Source organism: Kocuria sp. CPCC 205263 (genome assembly GCF_040981075.1).
Lineage (GTDB): Bacteria > Actinomycetota > Actinomycetes > Actinomycetales > Micrococcaceae > Kocuria > Kocuria rosea.
Map to the genome: position 1 here is coordinate 14,965 of NZ_JAVKPV010000013.1, position 16,889 is coordinate 31,853.

Consider the following 16,889-nt stretch of genomic DNA (forward strand, 5'->3'; position numbering starts at 1 on the left):
ACCGGCCGGTCCCGGTCCGCACGGACCGGAACGACCAGCTCGCTTACCATTAGTGCACTCCCGTGAGACAGGGCACAAGTCGCCGGGCCCGGCTCCGCGCTGGGTGAACAGCCGACCGCGCCCCGGACGGACGCCCCAGACGGACGCCCCGGACGGACTCCCCGGACGGAGCGGAACGGACCCCCTCGGCGCCGTGGCCGAGGGGGTCCGGGACGGAGGGGCTCAGTCCTCCTCGACGTCGACCCGCTCCTGGCGCACGGTCTCCTCGACCACCTCCGTGCGCTCCGTGCGGCGCACCACCAGGCGCACCCGCTCGTAGGGCACGCGCACCGTCTGCACCACGGGCACCTCCCGGTAGAGGATGACCTCGTCCTCCCCCACCGGCAGCTCCCGGCCGGCGAGGAACGCCTCGCGCTCCTCCTCGGTGACGGGGGTGCGGACCTCCTCGACGTCCTCGGACGCCAGGGTCTGCTCCGCGCGCACCGGCTCCTCCACCACGTACTTGCGCAGCCGGGCCCGCCCGGACTCGACGCGCTCGGTTCCGACCTGCAGCCGCTCCTCGTGCCGGACCACAAAGGGGGTCTCGCCGGGGCGCCCACCGCCTCCGAGGTCACCGGTCACGTCCTCGGCAGCGTCCCCGGCGGCGTGGCGGCCGGCACCGCGCTCCGCCTCGACCCGGGTCGTGGCGTCCGGGCCGGTGGCGTCCTGGTCCGTGGCGTCCCGCTCCACGGTGTCCAGGTCGGCGGTGTCCGGGCCGGTGACGTCCCGGCCTGTGGCGTCCCGGCCGGCCGCCTCCTGGTCGAAGGCCCCTCCGCCGGCGCCGGACGGCTCGTCGCGCCGGCCGTGGTCGCGCCGATCGTCAGCCCGCTCGTCGCCCACGCTCTCGCGGCCGTGGCCGGCCGTGGCGTCCGCCCCGGTCAGCGACTCGCCGGTCCCGCGCACGGGCGAGCCGTCGTCGCGGCCGGAGTCGTCACCGTGACGGACGGCGTCGTCGTCCCCGGCGTCGATGTTGTAGGCGGGAGCCCCGCCGCGCGGGTCGCGCGTGTCGGTGGCGCCCGAGGTCGCGGAGCCGCCGATGTCGCCGTCCTCCCGCCCGTAGGCGTTGTGGTCCCAGAGCTCGGTCGCCGAGCTGGGCGCGTGGCGCTCCACCCCGGTCTCGTCCGCGTCCCGCCCGCCGGCGCGCCCGGCGGCGGGCTCCTCGTGGGCGGACTCCTGGTCGTACGGACGGTCGTCGGAGGTGGACATCGTGGACTCTCCTCGGGGTTGCAGTCGACAGCCACATTTTATCAGCGTGCTGAGCTGTGTCGCATTCCACTCTACGGGGGACCGGGGTCCGGCGCGGCGGGTCGCCCGCCCTTGTCCGCCCGGGCCCACGGTGCGAGGATCGATGCATGAGCACCTGGACCGCCCTCGCGGCCGGCGGCGCCGAGGCCGTGCGGACGGGGGCGTGGGAGAGCGGTGCGACGGTGGCCGGAGCGGTCGTCGTCGTGCTGATGGTGGCCGCCTCGGTCTCCCTGCTGCGCAGCCCGGCCCTGGATCCCGTGCTGCGCCTGCTGTGGCTGCTCGTGATCCTCGCGTTCCCCGTCGCCGGCGCGGGACTGTGGTTCGCGCTGGGCCGCCGGGCCCCGCGCCCGCAGGACCCGCACCCCGCGTAGCCCGCCGACACCCCCGCAGGACCCGGCCGAGAAAGGACTCCGCATGAGCTACACCCAGGACGGGCACGGGTTCTTCACCCGGGCCCTGGACGCCGAGGACCGCGGACGGCTCGACGAGGCCGAGACCGCCTACCAGCAGGCCATCGTGCTCTTCGAGGAGGAGGGCGACTCCCTCCAGGAACAGGCCGCCTGCCACTACAACCTGGGTCATCTCTACCTCGGGATGAACCGCCCCGGCCGGGCCGTCACCGCCTACGAGAACGCCCTCGGGCTGTTCTGCCGCATCCCCGGCAGCGGCAAGCACCTGGCCCGCACGCACCTGATCCTGGGCAGCCTGCTGCTCGAGCTGGACCGCGCCCACGACGCCGAGGAGCACCTCCTCGACGCCCTGGGCCAGTACCTCGACGCCCCGCACGAGGCGCAGGACCAGGCGCAGTGCCACGTCAACCTGGGACGGGTGTACGAGCTGGGCGAGCGCCACACCCAGGCCATCACGGCCTACAACCGGGCGCTGGACTTCTACCAGGAGACCGAGGCCACGGCCACGGACCAGGCGGAGTGCTTCACCGCCCTGGGCCGGCTCTACGAGCGCGCGGGCCGGATGAAGGAGTCCGGGGCCGCCTACGCGGCGGCCGCCCGCCTGCGCTGGTCCGCCGAGCAGCAGCGACTGGAGCAGCAGAGCCCCACCCGGGACGCCGGGGTGCCCGACGGAGAGGACCGTTCATGAGCTCGCGCCTGCTCTACGGCTGCATGACCATCGGGGGTTCGTGGGACGACGCCCCGCCGAGCGCAGGGACCGTGGACCGCGCCCGGGCCGCGGTGCACGCCGCGCTGGACGCCGGCATCACCGACTTCGACCACGCCGACATCTACGCCCACGGCAAGTCCGAGGAGGTCTTCGGCGAGCTCCTCGCGGAGGACCCGGAGCTGCGCCGGAGGGTGAGCCTCCAGACCAAGTGCGGGGTGCGCCTGCCGGGCAACACCGCGGCGCCCGGCGCGCCGACCCACTACCGGCTGGACCGGGACACGATCCGGAGCGGCCTCGAGGGGTCCCTCCGCCGGCTCCGCGTGGACTCCGTGGAGCGCTTCATGCTGCACCGGCCGGACCCCCTGGCCGATCCCCGGGAGGTCGCGGGGACCCTGGACGAGCTGCGCAAGGAGGGGCTGATCCGCTCCGTGGGCCTGTCCAACATGTCGACCCGCCAGGTGTCCCGCTACCAGCAGGTGCTCAGCACGCCCGTCACCGCGGTGCAGCTCGAGCTGAGCCTGCGGCACCGGGGCTTCGTGGAGCAGCAGATCCTGGCCAACCACCCCGAGGGCGCGGAGCACTCCTTCCCGGAGGGGCTCCTGGAGTACTGCGCGGCCGACGGCATCGAGGTGCAGGCGTGGGGCGCCCTGGCCCGCGGCCTGTACACCGGTGCGCCGATCCCGCCGGAGGACCAGCACGCCGCAGCCACCGCCGAGACGGTCCACCGGATCGCCTCGGCGCACGGCGTCCCCGGCGAGGCGGTGGTCCTCGCGTGGCTCATGAAGCACCCCGGCGGGATCCGCCCGGTGCTGGGGACCACCGACCCGGAGCGGATCGCCGCGTGCGCCGCGGCGGAGGAGCTCGCGTCCCGGCTCGGCCACGAGGACTGGTACGCGCTGCTCACGGCGGCGCGGGGCCAGTCCGTCCCCTGAGCCTGCGCCGGCCGCTCAGCCCGTGAGCCGCGCGCCCAGCTCGCCGGCCGCCTCCCGGAGGGCGGGCACCATGTCCACGAGGTCCTCCAGCCGGTGCCGGAACACCGGCGCGGACAGCGCGAGCGAGCCGATGCAGCCCCCGCCCGGCCGCAGGACGGGCACCGCGACGGCTACCATCCCCACGTCGTGCTCCTGGTCCTGGGTGGCCCAGCCCTCCCGCCGGATCCGCTCGACCCGCCGGCGCAGCTCGTCCCGGTCCGTGAGCGTGGCCGGGGTGCGGGCCTCGAGCTCGATGGTGCCGAGCAGGTGCTCGCGCACGTCCTCCGGGGCGAAGGCGAGCAGGCACAGCCCGAGGGCCGAGGAGTGCAGCGCGCCGCGGTAGCCGGGGTCGGAGGTGACCCGGAAGTCCGGCCCGTCCTCCTTGGCGAGGGTGTGGAAGCGGTCGCCGTCCAGGACGGCGAAGAGGCAGGACTCGCCCGTGCGCTCGACCATCCGCCGGAGCACGGGCACGACCGTCCCCGTGATCCCGAGGCGCTGGGCCACGCTGTGGGCGGCGTGGAAGATCTTCAGCCCCAGGACGTAGCGCCTGTCCTCCTGCAGCTCGGCGAAGCCGTCCCGGACGAGCGCGTTGAGCAGCCGGTAGGTGGTGCTGAAGGGGTAGCCGCAGATCTTGGTGGCCTCGGCCGCGGTCAGCCCGTCCGGGTGCTCCCCCAGCAGCTCGAGCAGCCGGAGGGCCTTGCCCACCATGTCCTGGCGGGCGGCCCCCGCCGGCCCAGGGGCCGTCACCGGGGGCACCCGGCGCCGGGGAGGGCGGTCCTGATCGGCGTTCGCACAGCAGCGCTCCGTTCGTCCTGCGGTTGACATGTGGACCAGCTCACAGAGATCATGATCACACAGTAGAAATAATTTCCACAATATGAGAACTATATCGCGTTGTGGATCGACCCGAAGGACCTCCATGAGCTCAGCAGCGACGACCGCCGAGACCACGGCCCCGCCGCCCTCCGGCCGGACGCCCCGCAAGGCCGCGCTGGCCAGCTGGATCGGCAGCGCCCTCGAGTACTACGACTTCGCGGTCTACGGCACCGCCGCCGCCCTGGTGCTCAACCACCTCTTCTTCCCCGCCGAGACGTCCCCCGGCGTGGCCATCCTCTTCGCCATGGGCACCGTGGGCGTGGCGTACGTCGTCCGCCCCCTGGGGGCCCTGGTCATGGGTCCGCTGGCCGACCGGTTCGGCCGCAAGTTCGTGCTCATGCTGACCCTGTTCATGATCGGCGGGGCGACCTTCGCCGTCGGCTGCCTCCCGACCTACGACCAGGCGGGGATGCTGGCCCCGGTGCTGCTCGTGCTGTGCCGCGTGGTCCAGGGCCTGTCCGCCGCGGGCGAGCAGGCCAGCGCCATCTCCATGTCGCTCGAGCACTCCGACGAGGACCGCCGCGCGTACACCACCAGCTGGACCCTGCAGGGCACCCAGTTCGGGACCCTGCTGGCCACCGCCGTGTTCATCCCGTTCACCCTCCTGCCGGAGGAGGCGCTGTTCAGCTGGGGCTGGCGCGTGCCGTTCTGGCTCTCCGCCGTCGTCGTGGTGGTGGCCTACCTGATCCGCCGCCACCTGGAAGAGCCCCCGGCCTTCCGGGAGGCCCGAGCCGAGACCCCCGACGAGCAGCCGGAGTCCCCGCTGCGCGTGCTCCTGCAGCACCACCGGGCCGCCGTGGTCCGGATCGCCGCCGCCGCCATGATCAACACCGTCAACGTGGTGTTCACGGTGTGGTCGCTCTCCTTCGCCACCTCCGTGGTCGGCCTCGAGCGCTCCTCCATGCTGTGGGTCTCCGTGCTGGCCAACGCCGTCGCCCTGTTCGTGATCCCGGTCGTGGCCGTGCTCGCCGACCGCATCGGCCGCAAGCCCGTCTTCCTCGCGGGGGTCGTCGGCCCCGCCGTGCTGATGTACCCCTACCTCTCGGCGGTCCACGCCGGGAACTGGCCGCTCATCTTCGTGCTCGGCGCCGTCATGTCCGGGTGCTTCTACTCGATGGCCAACAGCATCTGGCCCTCGTTCTACGCCGAGATGCTGCCGCTGCGGGTCCGGGTCACCGGCCTGGCCCTGGGCACCCAGATCGGCTTCGCCGTCTCGGGCGGCTTCGCGCCCGTCCTCGCCTCCGCCGTGGCCGGTCCCGCCGGCGACAACTGGCTGGGCGTGGCCGTGTTCGTCACGGTCGCGTGCCTGATCTCCGGAGGCGCCGCGCTCACCGCGAAGGAGACGGCGCGGAAGTCCCTCGACGAGATCGACGCGCTGCACACCTCGCGCACCGAGGCCGCCGAGCTGCGCGCCCTCGAGTCCCGGGGCCGGGACGCCGCGGAGGAGGGCGCCGCGAAGCCGGCCGCCGCCGGGGCGGCGCGCTGATGCGCACCTCGATCGCCACGGTCTGCCTCTCGGGCACCCTCGAGGAGAAGATGCACGCCGCCGCGGCCGCCGGGTTCGACGGGATCGAGGTTTTCGAGCAGGACCTGGTCGTCTCCCCCTCCTCCCCCGAGCAGATCCGAGACCTCGCAGCGGAACTGGGCTTGACCCTGGACCTCTACCAGCCCTTCCGGGACTTCGAGGCCGTGGGCCCCGAGCAGTTCGCCGCCAACCTCAAGCGCGCCGAGGCGAAGTTCCGGTTGATGAACCGACTGGGCATCACCACCATGCTCGTGTGCTCCAACGTCGCGACCGCCGAAATCGACGACGACAACGTCATGGCCGACCAGTTGCGCCAGCTCGGCAACCTCGCTTCCGGCTACGAGGTCCGACTCGCCTACGAGTCGCTGGCCTGGGGGAGGTTCGTCAACGACTTCGAGCGCGCCCAGCGGATCGTGGACCTCGCCGACCACCCGAGTGTGGGGACCTGTCTGGACAGTTTCCACATCCTCTCCCGCGCCTGGGACCCGGCCCCGATCGAGGACATCGCGGCGGAGAAGATCTTCTTCGTGCAGCTGGCCGACGCCCCGCTGCTGAGCCTGGACGTCCTGTCCTGGTCCCGCCACCACCGGGTGTTCCCCGGGGAGGGCGACTTCGACATGGTCGGCTTCATGTCCCACCTGGTCCGCGCCGGCTACGACGGCCCCGTGTCCCTGGAGATCTTCAACGACGCCTTCCGCCAGGCCGACGTCAACCGCACGGCGGTGGACGGGCTGCGCTCCCTGCGCTGGCTCGAGGACCAGACCCAGAGAGCACTCGACGGTCAATCGGCGCGAGGCCGGCTGCAACTGCAACCTCTGCCACCGGTGGAGGAACCGGACGGATACGACTTCGTGGAGATCCGCGCCGGGCGGCTCGGCGAGACCACCCGGCTCCTGCACCAGCTCGGCTTCGCCCTGGGCGGGCACCACCAGTCCAAGGAGAACGTGCAGGTGTGGGTGCAGGGACCGGTGCGGGTCGTCGTCAACAACGCCGTCCCCGAGGACGCCCCCACCGAGATCGCCGCCCTCGGTTTCGAGGTTCCGGACCCGGACACCGCGCTCGAGCGCGCCACCCGGCTGTCCGCCCGGCCTGTGCACCGCTCCCAGCGCGAGGACGAGCAGGTGCTGCGCGGCGTGTTCGCCCCGGACGGCACGGAGATCTTCTTCTGCCAACGGCCCGGCAACGGCGTGCCCGCGTGGCTGGGCGAGTTCGGCGCGGACGACGAGCTCGACACCGGGGCCCTGGTCACCGGGGTGGACCACATCAACATGGCCCAGCCGTGGCAGCACTACGACGAGGCCGTCCTGTTCTACACCTCGGTGCTCGCCCTGGCCGCCCAGCCGGTACAGGACGTCCCCGGCCCCTCGGGGCTGGTGCGCAGCCAGGTGATGCGCTCGGCCAACGGGGCGGTGCGGATGCCGCTCAACGTGGCCCCGACCGCCGCCGAGCAGGGCTCCTTCGTGGGCGCGGCCTACCCCGAGCACGTGGCGCTGTCCTGCACGGACGTCTTCGCCGTGGCCCGGCGGGCCCGCCGGCGCGGGCTGCGGTTCCTGCCCGTGCCGCAGAACTACTACGAGGACCTCGACGCCCGCTTCGACCTCGACGCCGGGTTCGTGGCCTCCCTGCAGGAGCTGCACCTGCTCTACGACCGGGACGCCGAGGGCGAGTTCCTGCACTTCTACACGGAGACCCTGGGCACGGTGTTCTTCGAGGTGGTCGAACGCCGCAACGGGTACTCCGGCTTCGGCGCGCCCAACGCCCCGGTCCGGCTCGCGGCGCAGTACCGGCGCTCGCAGGCGGCCCACCGGGCGCGCACGGAGGCCTGAGCACCCCGCCGCGGGGCGCGCGGGTCAGCGGAAGACGCGCGGGCCCGCGTGCGGGGCGAGGAGCTCCTGCTGCTCCGCCGAGATGCGCAGCACCGTCCCCGTGGCGGGCACGAAGAACGCGAGCTGGGTCTCGGCCCGCACGCACGCCCGGCGCGAGACCACGTCGGTAATCTCGAAGCCCAGCGTCAGCGCCCCGCCGCGGGCGGAGACGACCCACACCCGGACCTCCACCGGCGTGTTGCGGTACTCGAGGGGGCGGAGGTACCTGATCCGGTTCTCGGTGATCAGCGCCTGGGTGCCCTCCGGCAGCGCGGAGAAGAACGGGATCAGCGGGGGCTCCACCTGGTCGCCGGTTCCCACGGGCACGCCCAGGGCCGCGATCCGCGACTCCTCGAGCAGCCGCACGACCTCCACGTTGTTCACGTGCCCGTACGGGTCCATGTCGCCCCAGCGAATGGGCACCCGGCACAGCACCCCGGCCTCGTCCTCCACCGTCATGCGGTCCGTCCTCCTGGGTCCTCGACCTGCGGTGCGCACGGCACGTCCGCGCGGCACGCCCGCGCGCACCGCACCGGCGTGCTACATCGTAGGCCCGCACCGGCCCGCCCGGGCGGCCTCGGCCCGTCACACGGCGGCCGCGCCCAGCGGCGGGTGCGACAATGTCGGCTGATCCGGACTCCGTCCCCACGACCGGCGAGGAGCGGCCCCGATGCCCCGCAGTGCCCGCACCACCCGCCGCTCCGCCCACCGCTCTGCCCGGCCGACCCGGGTGCTCGTCCCGGTGCTCGCACTGCTCCTGATCTGGCTGGTCGCCGGCTGGACGGCGTTCCAGCACCCCCGGACCGACGTCCCGGCGCGCTCGGACGCCCTCCTCGTGCTGGGCCCGCCGGACCGGACCCGCATGGCCGAGGCGCTGCGGCTCATGGACGCCGGGGTGGCGCCCGTGCTGGTCGTGGCGAACCCCGGCACCGGCGACCTCGGCGACGCCTCGGGCCAGGTGTACTACGCGCGGGCTGCGCAGACCTGCGCGGGGGGCGGCGCGCAGGACTACGAGGTGATCTGCTTCCGCCCCGACCCCTCGACCACCCAGGGCGAGGCCATGGAGCTGCGCGCGCTCAGCGAGCAGCGGGGGTGGGAGCACGTCAGCGCGCTCACCTACCGTCAGCACGTCGCCCGCTCCCGCCTGCTGCTGGAACGCTGCTACGCCGGGGAGCTGGACGTGCTCTCCTTCGACTACCCGGCGGTGCCGCGGGGTCACCTGCGGGAGTTCGTCTACCAGTCCGGCGGCTTCGTGAAGGCCTGGCTCACCCCCGGCTGCGACCAGCAGCTGCCGTGGCGGCCCAAGTCCTTGGACTGAGCGGGCGGCCGGGACCGGGGACCGTGCCCTGCGGCCCCCGCCTTCCCCCGGCGGGGGCCGGGGGAAAGACTGGGGCCATGACCGACCTGCAGTGCCCGGCCACCGCCGTCCTCCTCGACGAGGCCGGCCCTCCCCCGCCGTGGACCGCGCGCCTGCGCGTGGCCGAGCGGTTCACGGCCGGCGGCCCCGAGGAGCTGACGTCGCTCGTCGAGGACTCCGCCGACCTGTTCCGCGGGGAGACCTTCGTGGTCACCGCCCCCGCCGGTGCCATCGAGGCGGCGCTGCGGCGGCGGGGCGTGGGCGGGCGGGCGCCCGTCGTCGTCGAGGTGGACTCCGCGGGGTGGCGGTCCGTGCCCGCCCCCTGAGACCGGCCCCGCCACCGCACGGGACGGGCGCCGCGGACGGCCCCGAGCAGGGCCCGCGGCGGGGCCGGTGCCGCCGGAGGAGGCCCGCCGCACGGGCGTCCCGTTGTGCTGTCCGGCCCGGACCCTAGTGTTTCCGCTGGTGGGGCCGACCGGCCCGCCGCAACCGGGAATCCGAGGAGGACGTCACTCTCATGATGGGACCGAGTCATGCGGCCTGCGGGGCGGCCGCGTGGGTGGCGCTGACCGCCGACTACCAGCTGCACCTCCAGGACCTCACCGTCCCGATCGGCTGGGGCGTCCTGGACGTCGGCGACACCGGTGTGCTCACCGGGGCGCTCGTCACCGCCGGGGCGGCGCTGCTGCCGGACCTCGACCACCCGGACGGGACCGTGGCCCGGTCCCTGCGCCCGCTGTCCACCTGGTTGGCCCGCGGGATCTGCCGGCTCTCGGGCGGGCACCGGCGCGGCACCCACTCCGTGCTGGGCGTGGCGGTGTTCACCGGCCTGGCCGCCGCGGCGCAGAAGATCGGGATCCCGGTCGAGGGCCTCGGCTGGGTGTGGCCGCTCGCCGCGGTGATGTCCGTGCTCCTCATCGCCTTCGCGGTGCAGGTGCTCGCCTTCGTGCCGGACCGGGTCGCGAAGCTCAACTGGGTCGTGGGGATCGGGCTGGGCGTCCTGGTGGGGCTGCACCCGCCCGCCCACGAGTGGTGGTTCGCCGCGGCCGTGGCCACGGGGGTGGTCGCCCACCTGGCAGGGGACCTGGTGACCACGCGCGGTATCCACCTGCTCTACCCGCTGCGGATGCCGCTGCCGCTGCCCCGATCGGTGTACAAGAACCGGTCCTTCCTCACGGTGCCGCTGATCGGCAACGCCGGCTCGGCCGCGGAGATCGCGCTGCTCGCCCCGATCACCCTCTTCGCCCTGACGGGCCTGTGGGGGGCCTTCGCCCTGACCACCGGGCTCGTGGTCGCCTGAGCCTCAGACCACCCGCCCGTCGGCGGCGTGCTCGCGGTCCTGCTGCCCGCGCTCCTTCTTGATCAGCTCGAGCGTGCGGATGAGCCGCGGCATCGTGATGATGACGAGCCCGCCCGCCATGTTCAGCGGGATGACCCACAGCATCCACACCAGCCACTCCGTGTAGGAGATGTCGGCGCCCGCGTGCATCGCCCCGAAGATGACCGCCGAGTTCAGCGCTCCGTGCAGCATGCCCAGCCCGACGACCAGCAGGCCGTCGATGAGCGCGATGGCGGTGTGCACCACCTCGTTGCTGGATCCCTGGCTCATCCGCGTCCCGAGCGTGATGGTGCTGCCGGCCAGCAGCGCCAGAGCGGCCGACTCCACCGTCAAGCCCCCCTCGAGGTACTTGGTCGCCGACTCCTCCAGGACGTCGTGGAACTGCGGGAACCCCGCCACGATCAACCAGGTGAACAGCCATCCGCCCAGGAGGTTGGTCAGCAGGGTCACCGTCCAGAAGCGCACCAGCTGCCACCAGGTGCTGTGCCGGGAGACGACGGCGTAGATGGGCACCAGGAAGTTCTCCGTGAACAGCTCCGAGTGGGCGAGCTGGAGCGCGAGCAGCCCGAAGCCGAACGCCGCGCCGGCCAGCAGGTCCGATCCGGTGGCCTCCTTGACCGCCAGGTAGGCGAGGATGCCCACCCCCACGTCGATGCCCCCGAAGAGCCCGGTGATGGTCATCGCCCGCCACGTGCGGGTCAGGCGTTCCGCGCCCTCGGTGACCGTGTTCTCGAACTCCTCGACCAGCTCGTCCTCGAGCGGCTCGTCCGTCCTGCCCAGCTCCTTGCGCTTCTCCTCGAGATTCTCCCTGTCGGGTTCCATCCGTGCCCCCTGTGTGCCCTCGTCGATCCCTGTCCGGGATACGGCAAGCCTACTGACGGCAGGCCGGAGACCACGATTGGCCAACGGGGGCGACTGTGGGTAGGATTGTCGTCGTTGCCCACAGCGGTCCGCCGCTGTGATCCACGAGCGCGAGTGGCGGAATAGGCAGACGCGCACGGTTCAGGTCCGTGTGCCCGAAAGGGCGTGGGGGTTCAACTCCCCCCTCGCGCACCACACAGGCGAAGCGGGACATCCGACGGATGTCCCGCTTCGCCTTTTGTGATGCCCCCGGACCTGGTAGCGGTCGATGTTGATGGAGCCATACTTCGAGAGCTCGTCGTAGACGTGCACATTCAACTGCCGGGTGAGCCGGTCGTAGGCCCCGCCCTCGAGCCCCGGCAGGGTCGGTCCGCCGGGAGCGAGGAAGATGCCCAAGGACAGGGTGACGTCGTCGCCGGTCCCGTACTGCGTCTTGAGGCCCCGGTGGTGGATGTCCACGCCCCAGGCCGGGTCGACCGTCGTCCAGTACTCGGAGAAGGCGCGGGACTCGTCGGCCGTGAAGCCCTCGGCCGTCCAGTCGCGGTTGAGGTCGATGCGCTGCGGCGTCCCGCCCTCCGGCGCGCCGGGGACCTCGTCCCACAGGACGGTGTGCCGGATGTTGGCCTCGGCGCCGTCCGGGTTGTACATGGGGATGATGTGGAAGGTGAACGTCGAGCGCAGCAGGTCGTACTCGGACGAGCCGTTGGTGCCGAGCTCCTTGAGCAGGCTCAGCAGGGCGTCGGTGCCGTAGGGCTCGTTGCCATGGATCCGGCCCTGGAGCCACACGTGCTCCGGCCCCGAGCCGACGGTCGCGACCTACAGGTCCCGGCTCTGCTCGGAGGTGCTCACCTCCATGCCGGCCTCGGCGAGGATGAAGGCGTCGACACCGTGGCGGCTGGTCCGCTCCAGCTTCTGCAGCTCCCGCACCACGTCGTCGGGGGTCAGGTTGCTCGAGATGCTGGTCCTCCCCTCCGTGGCGGGGAAGTTCGCGTCCGCGGCGGCAGGTGCGGCGGCACCGAGGGGAAGGGCGACGGCGAGCGCGAGCGCCGCCGCGGTCCGGCGCCGGCAGCGCGGGCGGTCCGAGGGGCGTGCGGTCGCGGGGCCGCGGTGCTGAGGGATCATGTGCTGTCCCCCTGGGGGGGTGGGGGTTGCCGGTGCGGCCCGGGGGGGCGCGCCTGAGGGGGTGCTCGCGATGCTATTCGCGATGGCCCACGTCCGTCATCGGCCGGCCCGCAACAGTGGAAGTACTGCTCGGCAGACCTGCGTCCGCCGGCGGAACGTCCACGGGCTCCGCGCAGGCCGGCCCCCCACGGAGCCTGGTGATCCGGGCCACATCGGCCGCGGGGTGACGCCCGGCGTCGCGGCCCCCTGCGCCGTGGCCATAGACTGGGCGACTGTGAAAGCACTGCTCCTGGAGAACGTCCACCCCGAGGCCGAACGTATCCTGTCCGAGAAGGGCATCGAGGTCGAGACCCGCAAGGGCGCCCTCGACACCGGAGAGCTCGTCGACGCCCTCGAGGGCGTCGAGCTGCTCGGTATCCGGTCGAAGACCCAGGTGACCCGGGAGGTGTTCGAGGCCCACCCGCAGCTGCTGTCCGTGGGCGCCTTCTGCATCGGCACGAACCAGATCGACCTGGCGGCCGCCACCGAGCACGCCGTGACGTGCTTCAACGCCCCCTACTCCAACACCCGGTCCGTGGTGGAGCTCGCGATCGCCGAGATCATCTCGATGGCCCGGCACCTCACGGACAAGAACAGGGGCATGCACGAGGGCGTGTGGGACAAGTCCGCCGAGGGCGCCCACGAGGTGCGCGGCCGCACCATCGGCATCGTGGGCTACGGCAACATCGGCTCCCAGCTGTCCGTGCTCGCCGAGACCCTCGGCATGCGAGTCTACTTCTACGACGTGGTGGACCGCCTGCCCCTGGGCAACGCCCAGCGCTGCGACACGCTGGAGGAGCTGCTGGAACGGGTCGAGACCGTCTCGCTGCACGTGGACGGGCGCACCAGCAACAACAACCTCTTCGGCCGGGAGCAGTTCGAGCGGATGCGTCCCCGGTCCCTGTTCCTGAACCTTTGCCGCGGCATGGTGGTCGACTACAACGCGCTGCGCGACGCCCTGGTCAGCGGGCACATCGCCGGCGCCTCGGTGGACGTCTTCCCCAACGAGCCCAAGGTGGCCGGGGACCCGTTCACCTCTGTGCTGCAGGGCCTGCCCAACGTGATCCTCACCCCGCACATCGGCGGCTCCACGCAGGAGGCGCAGGTGGACATCGGGCGGTTCGTGGCCGGGAAGCTCTCGTCCTTCGCGACCTCGGGCTCCACGACCCTGTCGGTGAACATGCCGCAGGTCCAGCTGGACACCGCCGTCAACGGCACCCGCATCCTGCACCTGCACCGCAACGTCCCGGGCGTGCTGGCGACCGTCAACAGCGTGCTCGGCGACCACGGCATCAACATCGACCGCCAGCAGCTGTCCACCCGCGGGGACACCGGCTACCTCGTCACGGACGCCGGCAACGGCGTGACCCGGGAGGTCATCGAGCAGATCCTGGGGCTGCCCGAGACCATCCGCCTCAGCACCATCAACTGACGCCCCGCCCGCCTCCAGCACCTGACGGAGGCAGGTGGCACAATGACCGCATGAGCGGCGTCCTGGAGCAGCCTGCCGTCCACGGCAGGAGCACCTACGGAGCGGTGGTGCTCGCCATCGCACCGGCGGGGGCCGCACCGGGCCCCGACGACACCGCCCGCGCCGGCGACGACGCCGCCCCGATCCCGATACGCCCCGGCGGGGCAGTCCTGCACCCGCGCCACGAGGCGGGGGCCACGGAGCTCTTCGCCCGCCTGCGCGCCGAGGGCGTGCTCACCGCCCTGGTCACCACCCACCCGGAGCTGGGCGCGGGACCGCCGGCGGACATCGTGGTGGCGGCCGATCCGCCGCGGGACGGCGCCGCGGGGCGGGACGGGCCGGACCGGCACCCGCCAGCCGCCTCTCTGCTGCTCGCCTCCCGCCGGCTGGCGGTGGAGCCCGAGCACATCGTGGTGGTCAGCGACAGCGACCGCCTGGTGCGGACCGCCGTGACCCATGGCTTCGGGCTCGTCGTGGGGCTCGACGGCGCGGGCCGGCGGGGGCGGCTGCTCGCCGCCGGCGCCCACCTCGTGGTGGACGACCTCACGGACCTCGACATCCCGGTCGCCACCGCCCTGGAGGACTCCGACTGGGCCGGCGGCTGCGGCGGGGGCAGCCCGTGGAACCTGACCTACGCCAGCCTCGACCGGCCGCGCGAGGGGATGCGGGAGTCGCTGTGCACCCTCGGCAACGGGTACATGGCCGTGCGCGGCGCCGCGAGCGAGTCCCGGGCCGACGGCACGCACTACCCCGGCACCTACCTCGCGGGCGTCTACAACCGGCTGCGCTCCGAGGCCGCCGGTCTCGTCCTGGAGCACGAGGACCTCGTGAACGCCCCCAACTGGCTGCTGGTGCAGTACCGCGTCCAGGACGGCTACTGGTTCGAGCCCACCCCGGACAACGTGCTGGAGAACCACCAGGACCTCGACCTGCGCACCGGGGTGCTGACCCGCACCCTGCGCTTCCGGGACGAGGCCGGGCGCACCACCCGCGTGACCACCCGCCGGTTCGTCTCCCAGGACCAGCGCCACCTGGCGGGGCAGGAGACGGTCTTCGAGGCCGAGGACTGGAGCGGGACCCTGACCGTGCGCAGCCTCGTGGACGCCGACGTCCGCAACCGCAACGTCGCGGAGCACGCCGCCCTGGCCGGCCGGCACCTGGCCGACGCCCGGCTCGAGGACCTGGGCCACGGGACCGCACGGGTCGAGGTGGCCACGTCCTGGTCCGGCGTCCGGATCGCCGTGGCCGCCCGCACCCGGGTGCTCCGCAGCGGCGCGGAGGACCGGCTGCTCTCCCGGGTCCCGTCCCGGCCCGCGCCCGGCGTGGTGGGCCACGAGCTGCGGCTGCGGATGGACCCGGGGCGGGCCGTGCGGGTCGAGAAGGTGGTGGCCCTCGTGACCTCGCAGGACCGGGCGATCGCCACGCCCGCGCACGCCGCGTCCGCGCTGCTGGAGCGGGCGGGCGGCTTCGACGAGCTGCTCTCCGCCCACGTGGTCGCGTGGCAGGCCCTGTGGTCCGCCTTCGCCGTGGCCACCGACGCCGGCGGCCAGCAGGGCCTGGCCGTGAACCTCAACACCTTCCACGTCCTGCAGTCGGTGGCGGCCGCGCACCCGGACCTGGACGCCGGCGTCCCGCCCCGCGGGCTGCACGGCGAGGGCTACCGCGGCCACGTGTTCTGGGACGAGATGTTCGTCTACCCCATGCTCACCCTCCGCCGGCCCGAGTGGACCCGGGCGCTGCTGGCCTACCGGTACCGGCGCCTGCCCGAGGCGCGGGCGGCGGCCCGCGCGGCCGGCCACGAGGGGGCCATGTTCCCGTGGCAGAGCGGCAGCGACGGCCGCGAGGAGACCCCGCGGGCGCTGTTCAACCCCCGCACCGGCCGGTGGATCCCGGACCACTCGCGGCTGCAGCGCCACGTGGGGCTGGCGGTCGCGCACAGCGTGTGGCAGTACTACCAGGCCACGGGCGACACCCGCTTCCTGATCGAGCAGGGCGCGGAGCTCGTGGTGGAGATCGCCCGGTTCTTCTCGAGCCTCGCGGTGCACGACCCCGAGGACGACCGGTACGTGATCACCGGGGTGATGGGCCCGGACGAGTTCCACGACGGCGCCCCGGGCGCGCCGGGCTCGGGGCTGCGCAACAACGCCTACACCAATGTCATGACGGCGTGGCTGCTCGCGCGGGCGGTCGAGATGGTCGAGCGTCTCGGCCAGGACTACGGCGGGCCCCTGTGGCGGCGCCTGGGCCTGTGGGAGGACGAGGTGGCCCGCTGGGAGCGGGTCCGCACCCGGCTGCGGGTGCCGTTCCTGGCCGGCGGCGTCCTCGCCCAGTTCGAGGGCTACGAGGAGCTGCCGGAGCTCGCCTGGGAGGACTACCGGGCCCGCTACGGCTACATCGGACGCCTCGACCTCATCCTCAACGCCGAGGGGCGCTCCACGAACGACTACCGGCTGGCCAAGCAGGCCGACGTCCTGATGCTGCTGTACCTGTTCTCCGCGGAGGAGCTGCGGGAGCTGCTGGGGCAGATGGGCTACGACTTCCCGGCGGAGGCGGTCCGGGCCACCGTCGCCTTCTACTGCGACCGCTCCTCGCACGGGTCCACGCTCTCCAACGTGGTGCACTCCTGGGTCGAGGCCCGCCGGGACCGCCCCAGCTCCTGGTCCTTCCTCACCCGGGCGCTCAACAGCGACCTCGTGGACGCCCAGGGGGACACGGTCCGCGAAGGGGTGCACCTGGGGGCCATGGCCGGCTCCGTGGACATCCTCACCCGCTGCTACACGGGCCTGGAGGTCCGGGACGACATGCTGTGGCTGCACCCGGCGATCCCCCCGCAGCTGCCCAAGGTGTCCTTCTCGATCAGCTACCGGGACCAGCCCATCCAGGTCGAGGTCACCCGCGCCGGGCTGCGGCTCTACCTCGCCCCCGGCCCCGCCGAGCCCGTGCGCGTGAACGTCGACGGCGAGGTCCACGAGCTCGCCGCCGGGCAGATCCGGCACTTCCCCGTGGCGGTGCCCGATGCCTGAGCCGTGCACCGCCGGCCACGGGGCCGCGGTCCCCGTG

Annotated in this window: 15 protein-coding genes, 1 tRNA gene and 1 pseudogene; 11 read left to right on the top strand and 6 right to left on the bottom strand. The window is 73.2% G+C overall.

Annotation, left to right across the window (positions count from 1 at the left end; all coding sequences use genetic code 11):
- Positions 1–222: 222 nt before the first annotated feature.
- On the bottom strand, positions 223–1,245 hold the full coding sequence (locus tag RF647_RS16310) for a YsnF/AvaK domain-containing protein (protein ID WP_368812656.1): 1,023 nt from the start codon (positions 1,243–1,245) through the stop codon (positions 223–225).
- Between the two features lie 146 nt (positions 1,246–1,391).
- Between RF647_RS16310 and RF647_RS16315 the strand changes: the two genes are divergently transcribed.
- From RF647_RS16315 to RF647_RS16325, 3 genes are read left to right on the top strand one after another with little or no spacing between them, the layout of a single operon-like run.
- Entirely contained in the window at positions 1,392–1,655 is a 264-nt protein-coding gene (locus tag RF647_RS16315) for a PLDc N-terminal domain-containing protein (protein ID WP_133411402.1), read from the top strand.
- 43 nt (positions 1,656–1,698) lie between these two features.
- A complete protein-coding gene (locus RF647_RS16320) occupies positions 1,699–2,382 on the top strand; it encodes a tetratricopeptide repeat protein (protein WP_109268595.1) in 684 nt (227 codons plus the stop codon).
- Positions 2,379–3,335, top strand: coding sequence for an aldo/keto reductase family oxidoreductase (locus tag RF647_RS16325; protein ID WP_368812657.1), 957 nt, complete (start codon positions 2,379–2,381; stop codon positions 3,333–3,335). The genes RF647_RS16320 and RF647_RS16325 overlap by 4 nt, the downstream gene beginning before the upstream one ends.
- 15 nt (positions 3,336–3,350) lie before the next feature.
- Here the strand turns inward: RF647_RS16325 and RF647_RS16330 are convergent, their stop codons facing one another.
- Positions 3,351–4,121, bottom strand: coding sequence for an IclR family transcriptional regulator (locus RF647_RS16330; protein WP_368812658.1), 771 nt, complete (start codon positions 4,119–4,121; stop codon positions 3,351–3,353).
- A 172-nt stretch (positions 4,122–4,293) separates the two neighbouring features.
- Here RF647_RS16330 and RF647_RS16335 point away from each other — a divergent pair, with 172 nt between their 5' ends.
- Positions 4,294–5,736, top strand: a complete 1,443-nt coding sequence (locus RF647_RS16335; RefSeq protein WP_368812659.1) for an MFS transporter — start codon at positions 4,294–4,296, stop codon at positions 5,734–5,736.
- Positions 5,736–7,601 (top strand): bifunctional sugar phosphate isomerase/epimerase/4-hydroxyphenylpyruvate dioxygenase family protein, encoded by a 1,866-nt coding sequence (locus RF647_RS16340; protein WP_368812660.1) that lies wholly within the window; start codon positions 5,736–5,738, stop codon positions 7,599–7,601. The genes RF647_RS16335 and RF647_RS16340 overlap by 1 nt, the downstream gene beginning before the upstream one ends.
- 24 nt (positions 7,602–7,625) lie before the next feature.
- On the opposite strand, the gene RF647_RS16345 is transcribed toward RF647_RS16340, so the two are convergent.
- Positions 7,626–8,099: an acyl-CoA thioesterase gene (locus RF647_RS16345; RefSeq protein WP_368812661.1), complete on the bottom strand. Its 474-nt coding sequence runs from the start codon at positions 8,097–8,099 to the stop codon at positions 7,626–7,628.
- Positions 8,100–8,310: 211 nt separating this feature from the next.
- On the opposite strand from RF647_RS16345, the gene RF647_RS16350 reads away from it, so the two are divergent.
- The 3 genes from RF647_RS16350 (at position 8,311) to RF647_RS16360 (ending at position 10,297) form a co-directional block, all read left to right on the top strand.
- Positions 8,311–8,958, top strand: a complete 648-nt coding sequence (locus tag RF647_RS16350; protein ID WP_368812662.1) for a YdcF family protein — start codon at positions 8,311–8,313, stop codon at positions 8,956–8,958.
- Positions 8,959–9,035: 77 nt separating this feature from the next.
- Positions 9,036–9,323 (top strand): hypothetical protein, encoded by a 288-nt coding sequence (locus tag RF647_RS16355; RefSeq protein WP_368812663.1) that lies wholly within the window; start codon positions 9,036–9,038, stop codon positions 9,321–9,323.
- Between the two features lie 191 nt (positions 9,324–9,514).
- Positions 9,515–10,297, top strand: coding sequence for a metal-dependent hydrolase (locus RF647_RS16360; RefSeq protein ID WP_109222273.1), 783 nt, complete (start codon positions 9,515–9,517; stop codon positions 10,295–10,297).
- Between the two features lie 3 nt (positions 10,298–10,300).
- Here the strand turns inward: RF647_RS16360 and RF647_RS16365 are convergent, their stop codons facing one another.
- Positions 10,301–11,158, bottom strand: a complete 858-nt coding sequence (locus tag RF647_RS16365; RefSeq protein ID WP_368812664.1) for a formate/nitrite transporter family protein — start codon at positions 11,156–11,158, stop codon at positions 10,301–10,303.
- Positions 11,159–11,305: 147 nt separating this feature from the next.
- On the opposite strand from RF647_RS16365, the gene RF647_RS16370 reads away from it, so the two are divergent.
- Positions 11,306–11,392 (top strand) — tRNA-Leu (locus RF647_RS16370).
- 342 nt (positions 11,393–11,734) lie between these two features.
- Here RF647_RS16370 and RF647_RS16375 read toward each other — a convergent pair.
- Both RF647_RS16375 and RF647_RS16380 read right to left on the bottom strand, forming a co-directional pair.
- A pseudogene (locus RF647_RS16375) lies at positions 11,735–11,983 on the bottom strand (M14 family zinc carboxypeptidase); the annotation flags it as partial.
- A gap of 30 nt (positions 11,984–12,013) precedes the next feature.
- Positions 12,014–12,319: a hypothetical protein gene (locus RF647_RS16380; RefSeq protein WP_368812665.1), complete on the bottom strand. Its 306-nt coding sequence runs from the start codon at positions 12,317–12,319 to the stop codon at positions 12,014–12,016.
- 274 nt (positions 12,320–12,593) lie between these two features.
- On the opposite strand from RF647_RS16380, the gene serA reads away from it, so the two are divergent.
- Together serA and RF647_RS16390 are read left to right on the top strand one after the other, a co-directional pair.
- Positions 12,594–13,790: a phosphoglycerate dehydrogenase gene (serA, locus tag RF647_RS16385; protein ID WP_368812666.1), complete on the top strand. Its 1,197-nt coding sequence runs from the start codon at positions 12,594–12,596 to the stop codon at positions 13,788–13,790.
- Positions 13,791–13,840: 50 nt separating this feature from the next.
- Positions 13,841–16,852 carry a glycosyl hydrolase family 65 protein gene (locus RF647_RS16390; RefSeq protein WP_368812667.1) on the top strand — a complete coding sequence of 1,004 codons (3,012 nt, stop codon included), beginning with the start codon at positions 13,841–13,843 and terminating at the stop codon, positions 16,850–16,852.
- The last annotated feature ends 37 nt before the right edge of the window (positions 16,853–16,889 follow it).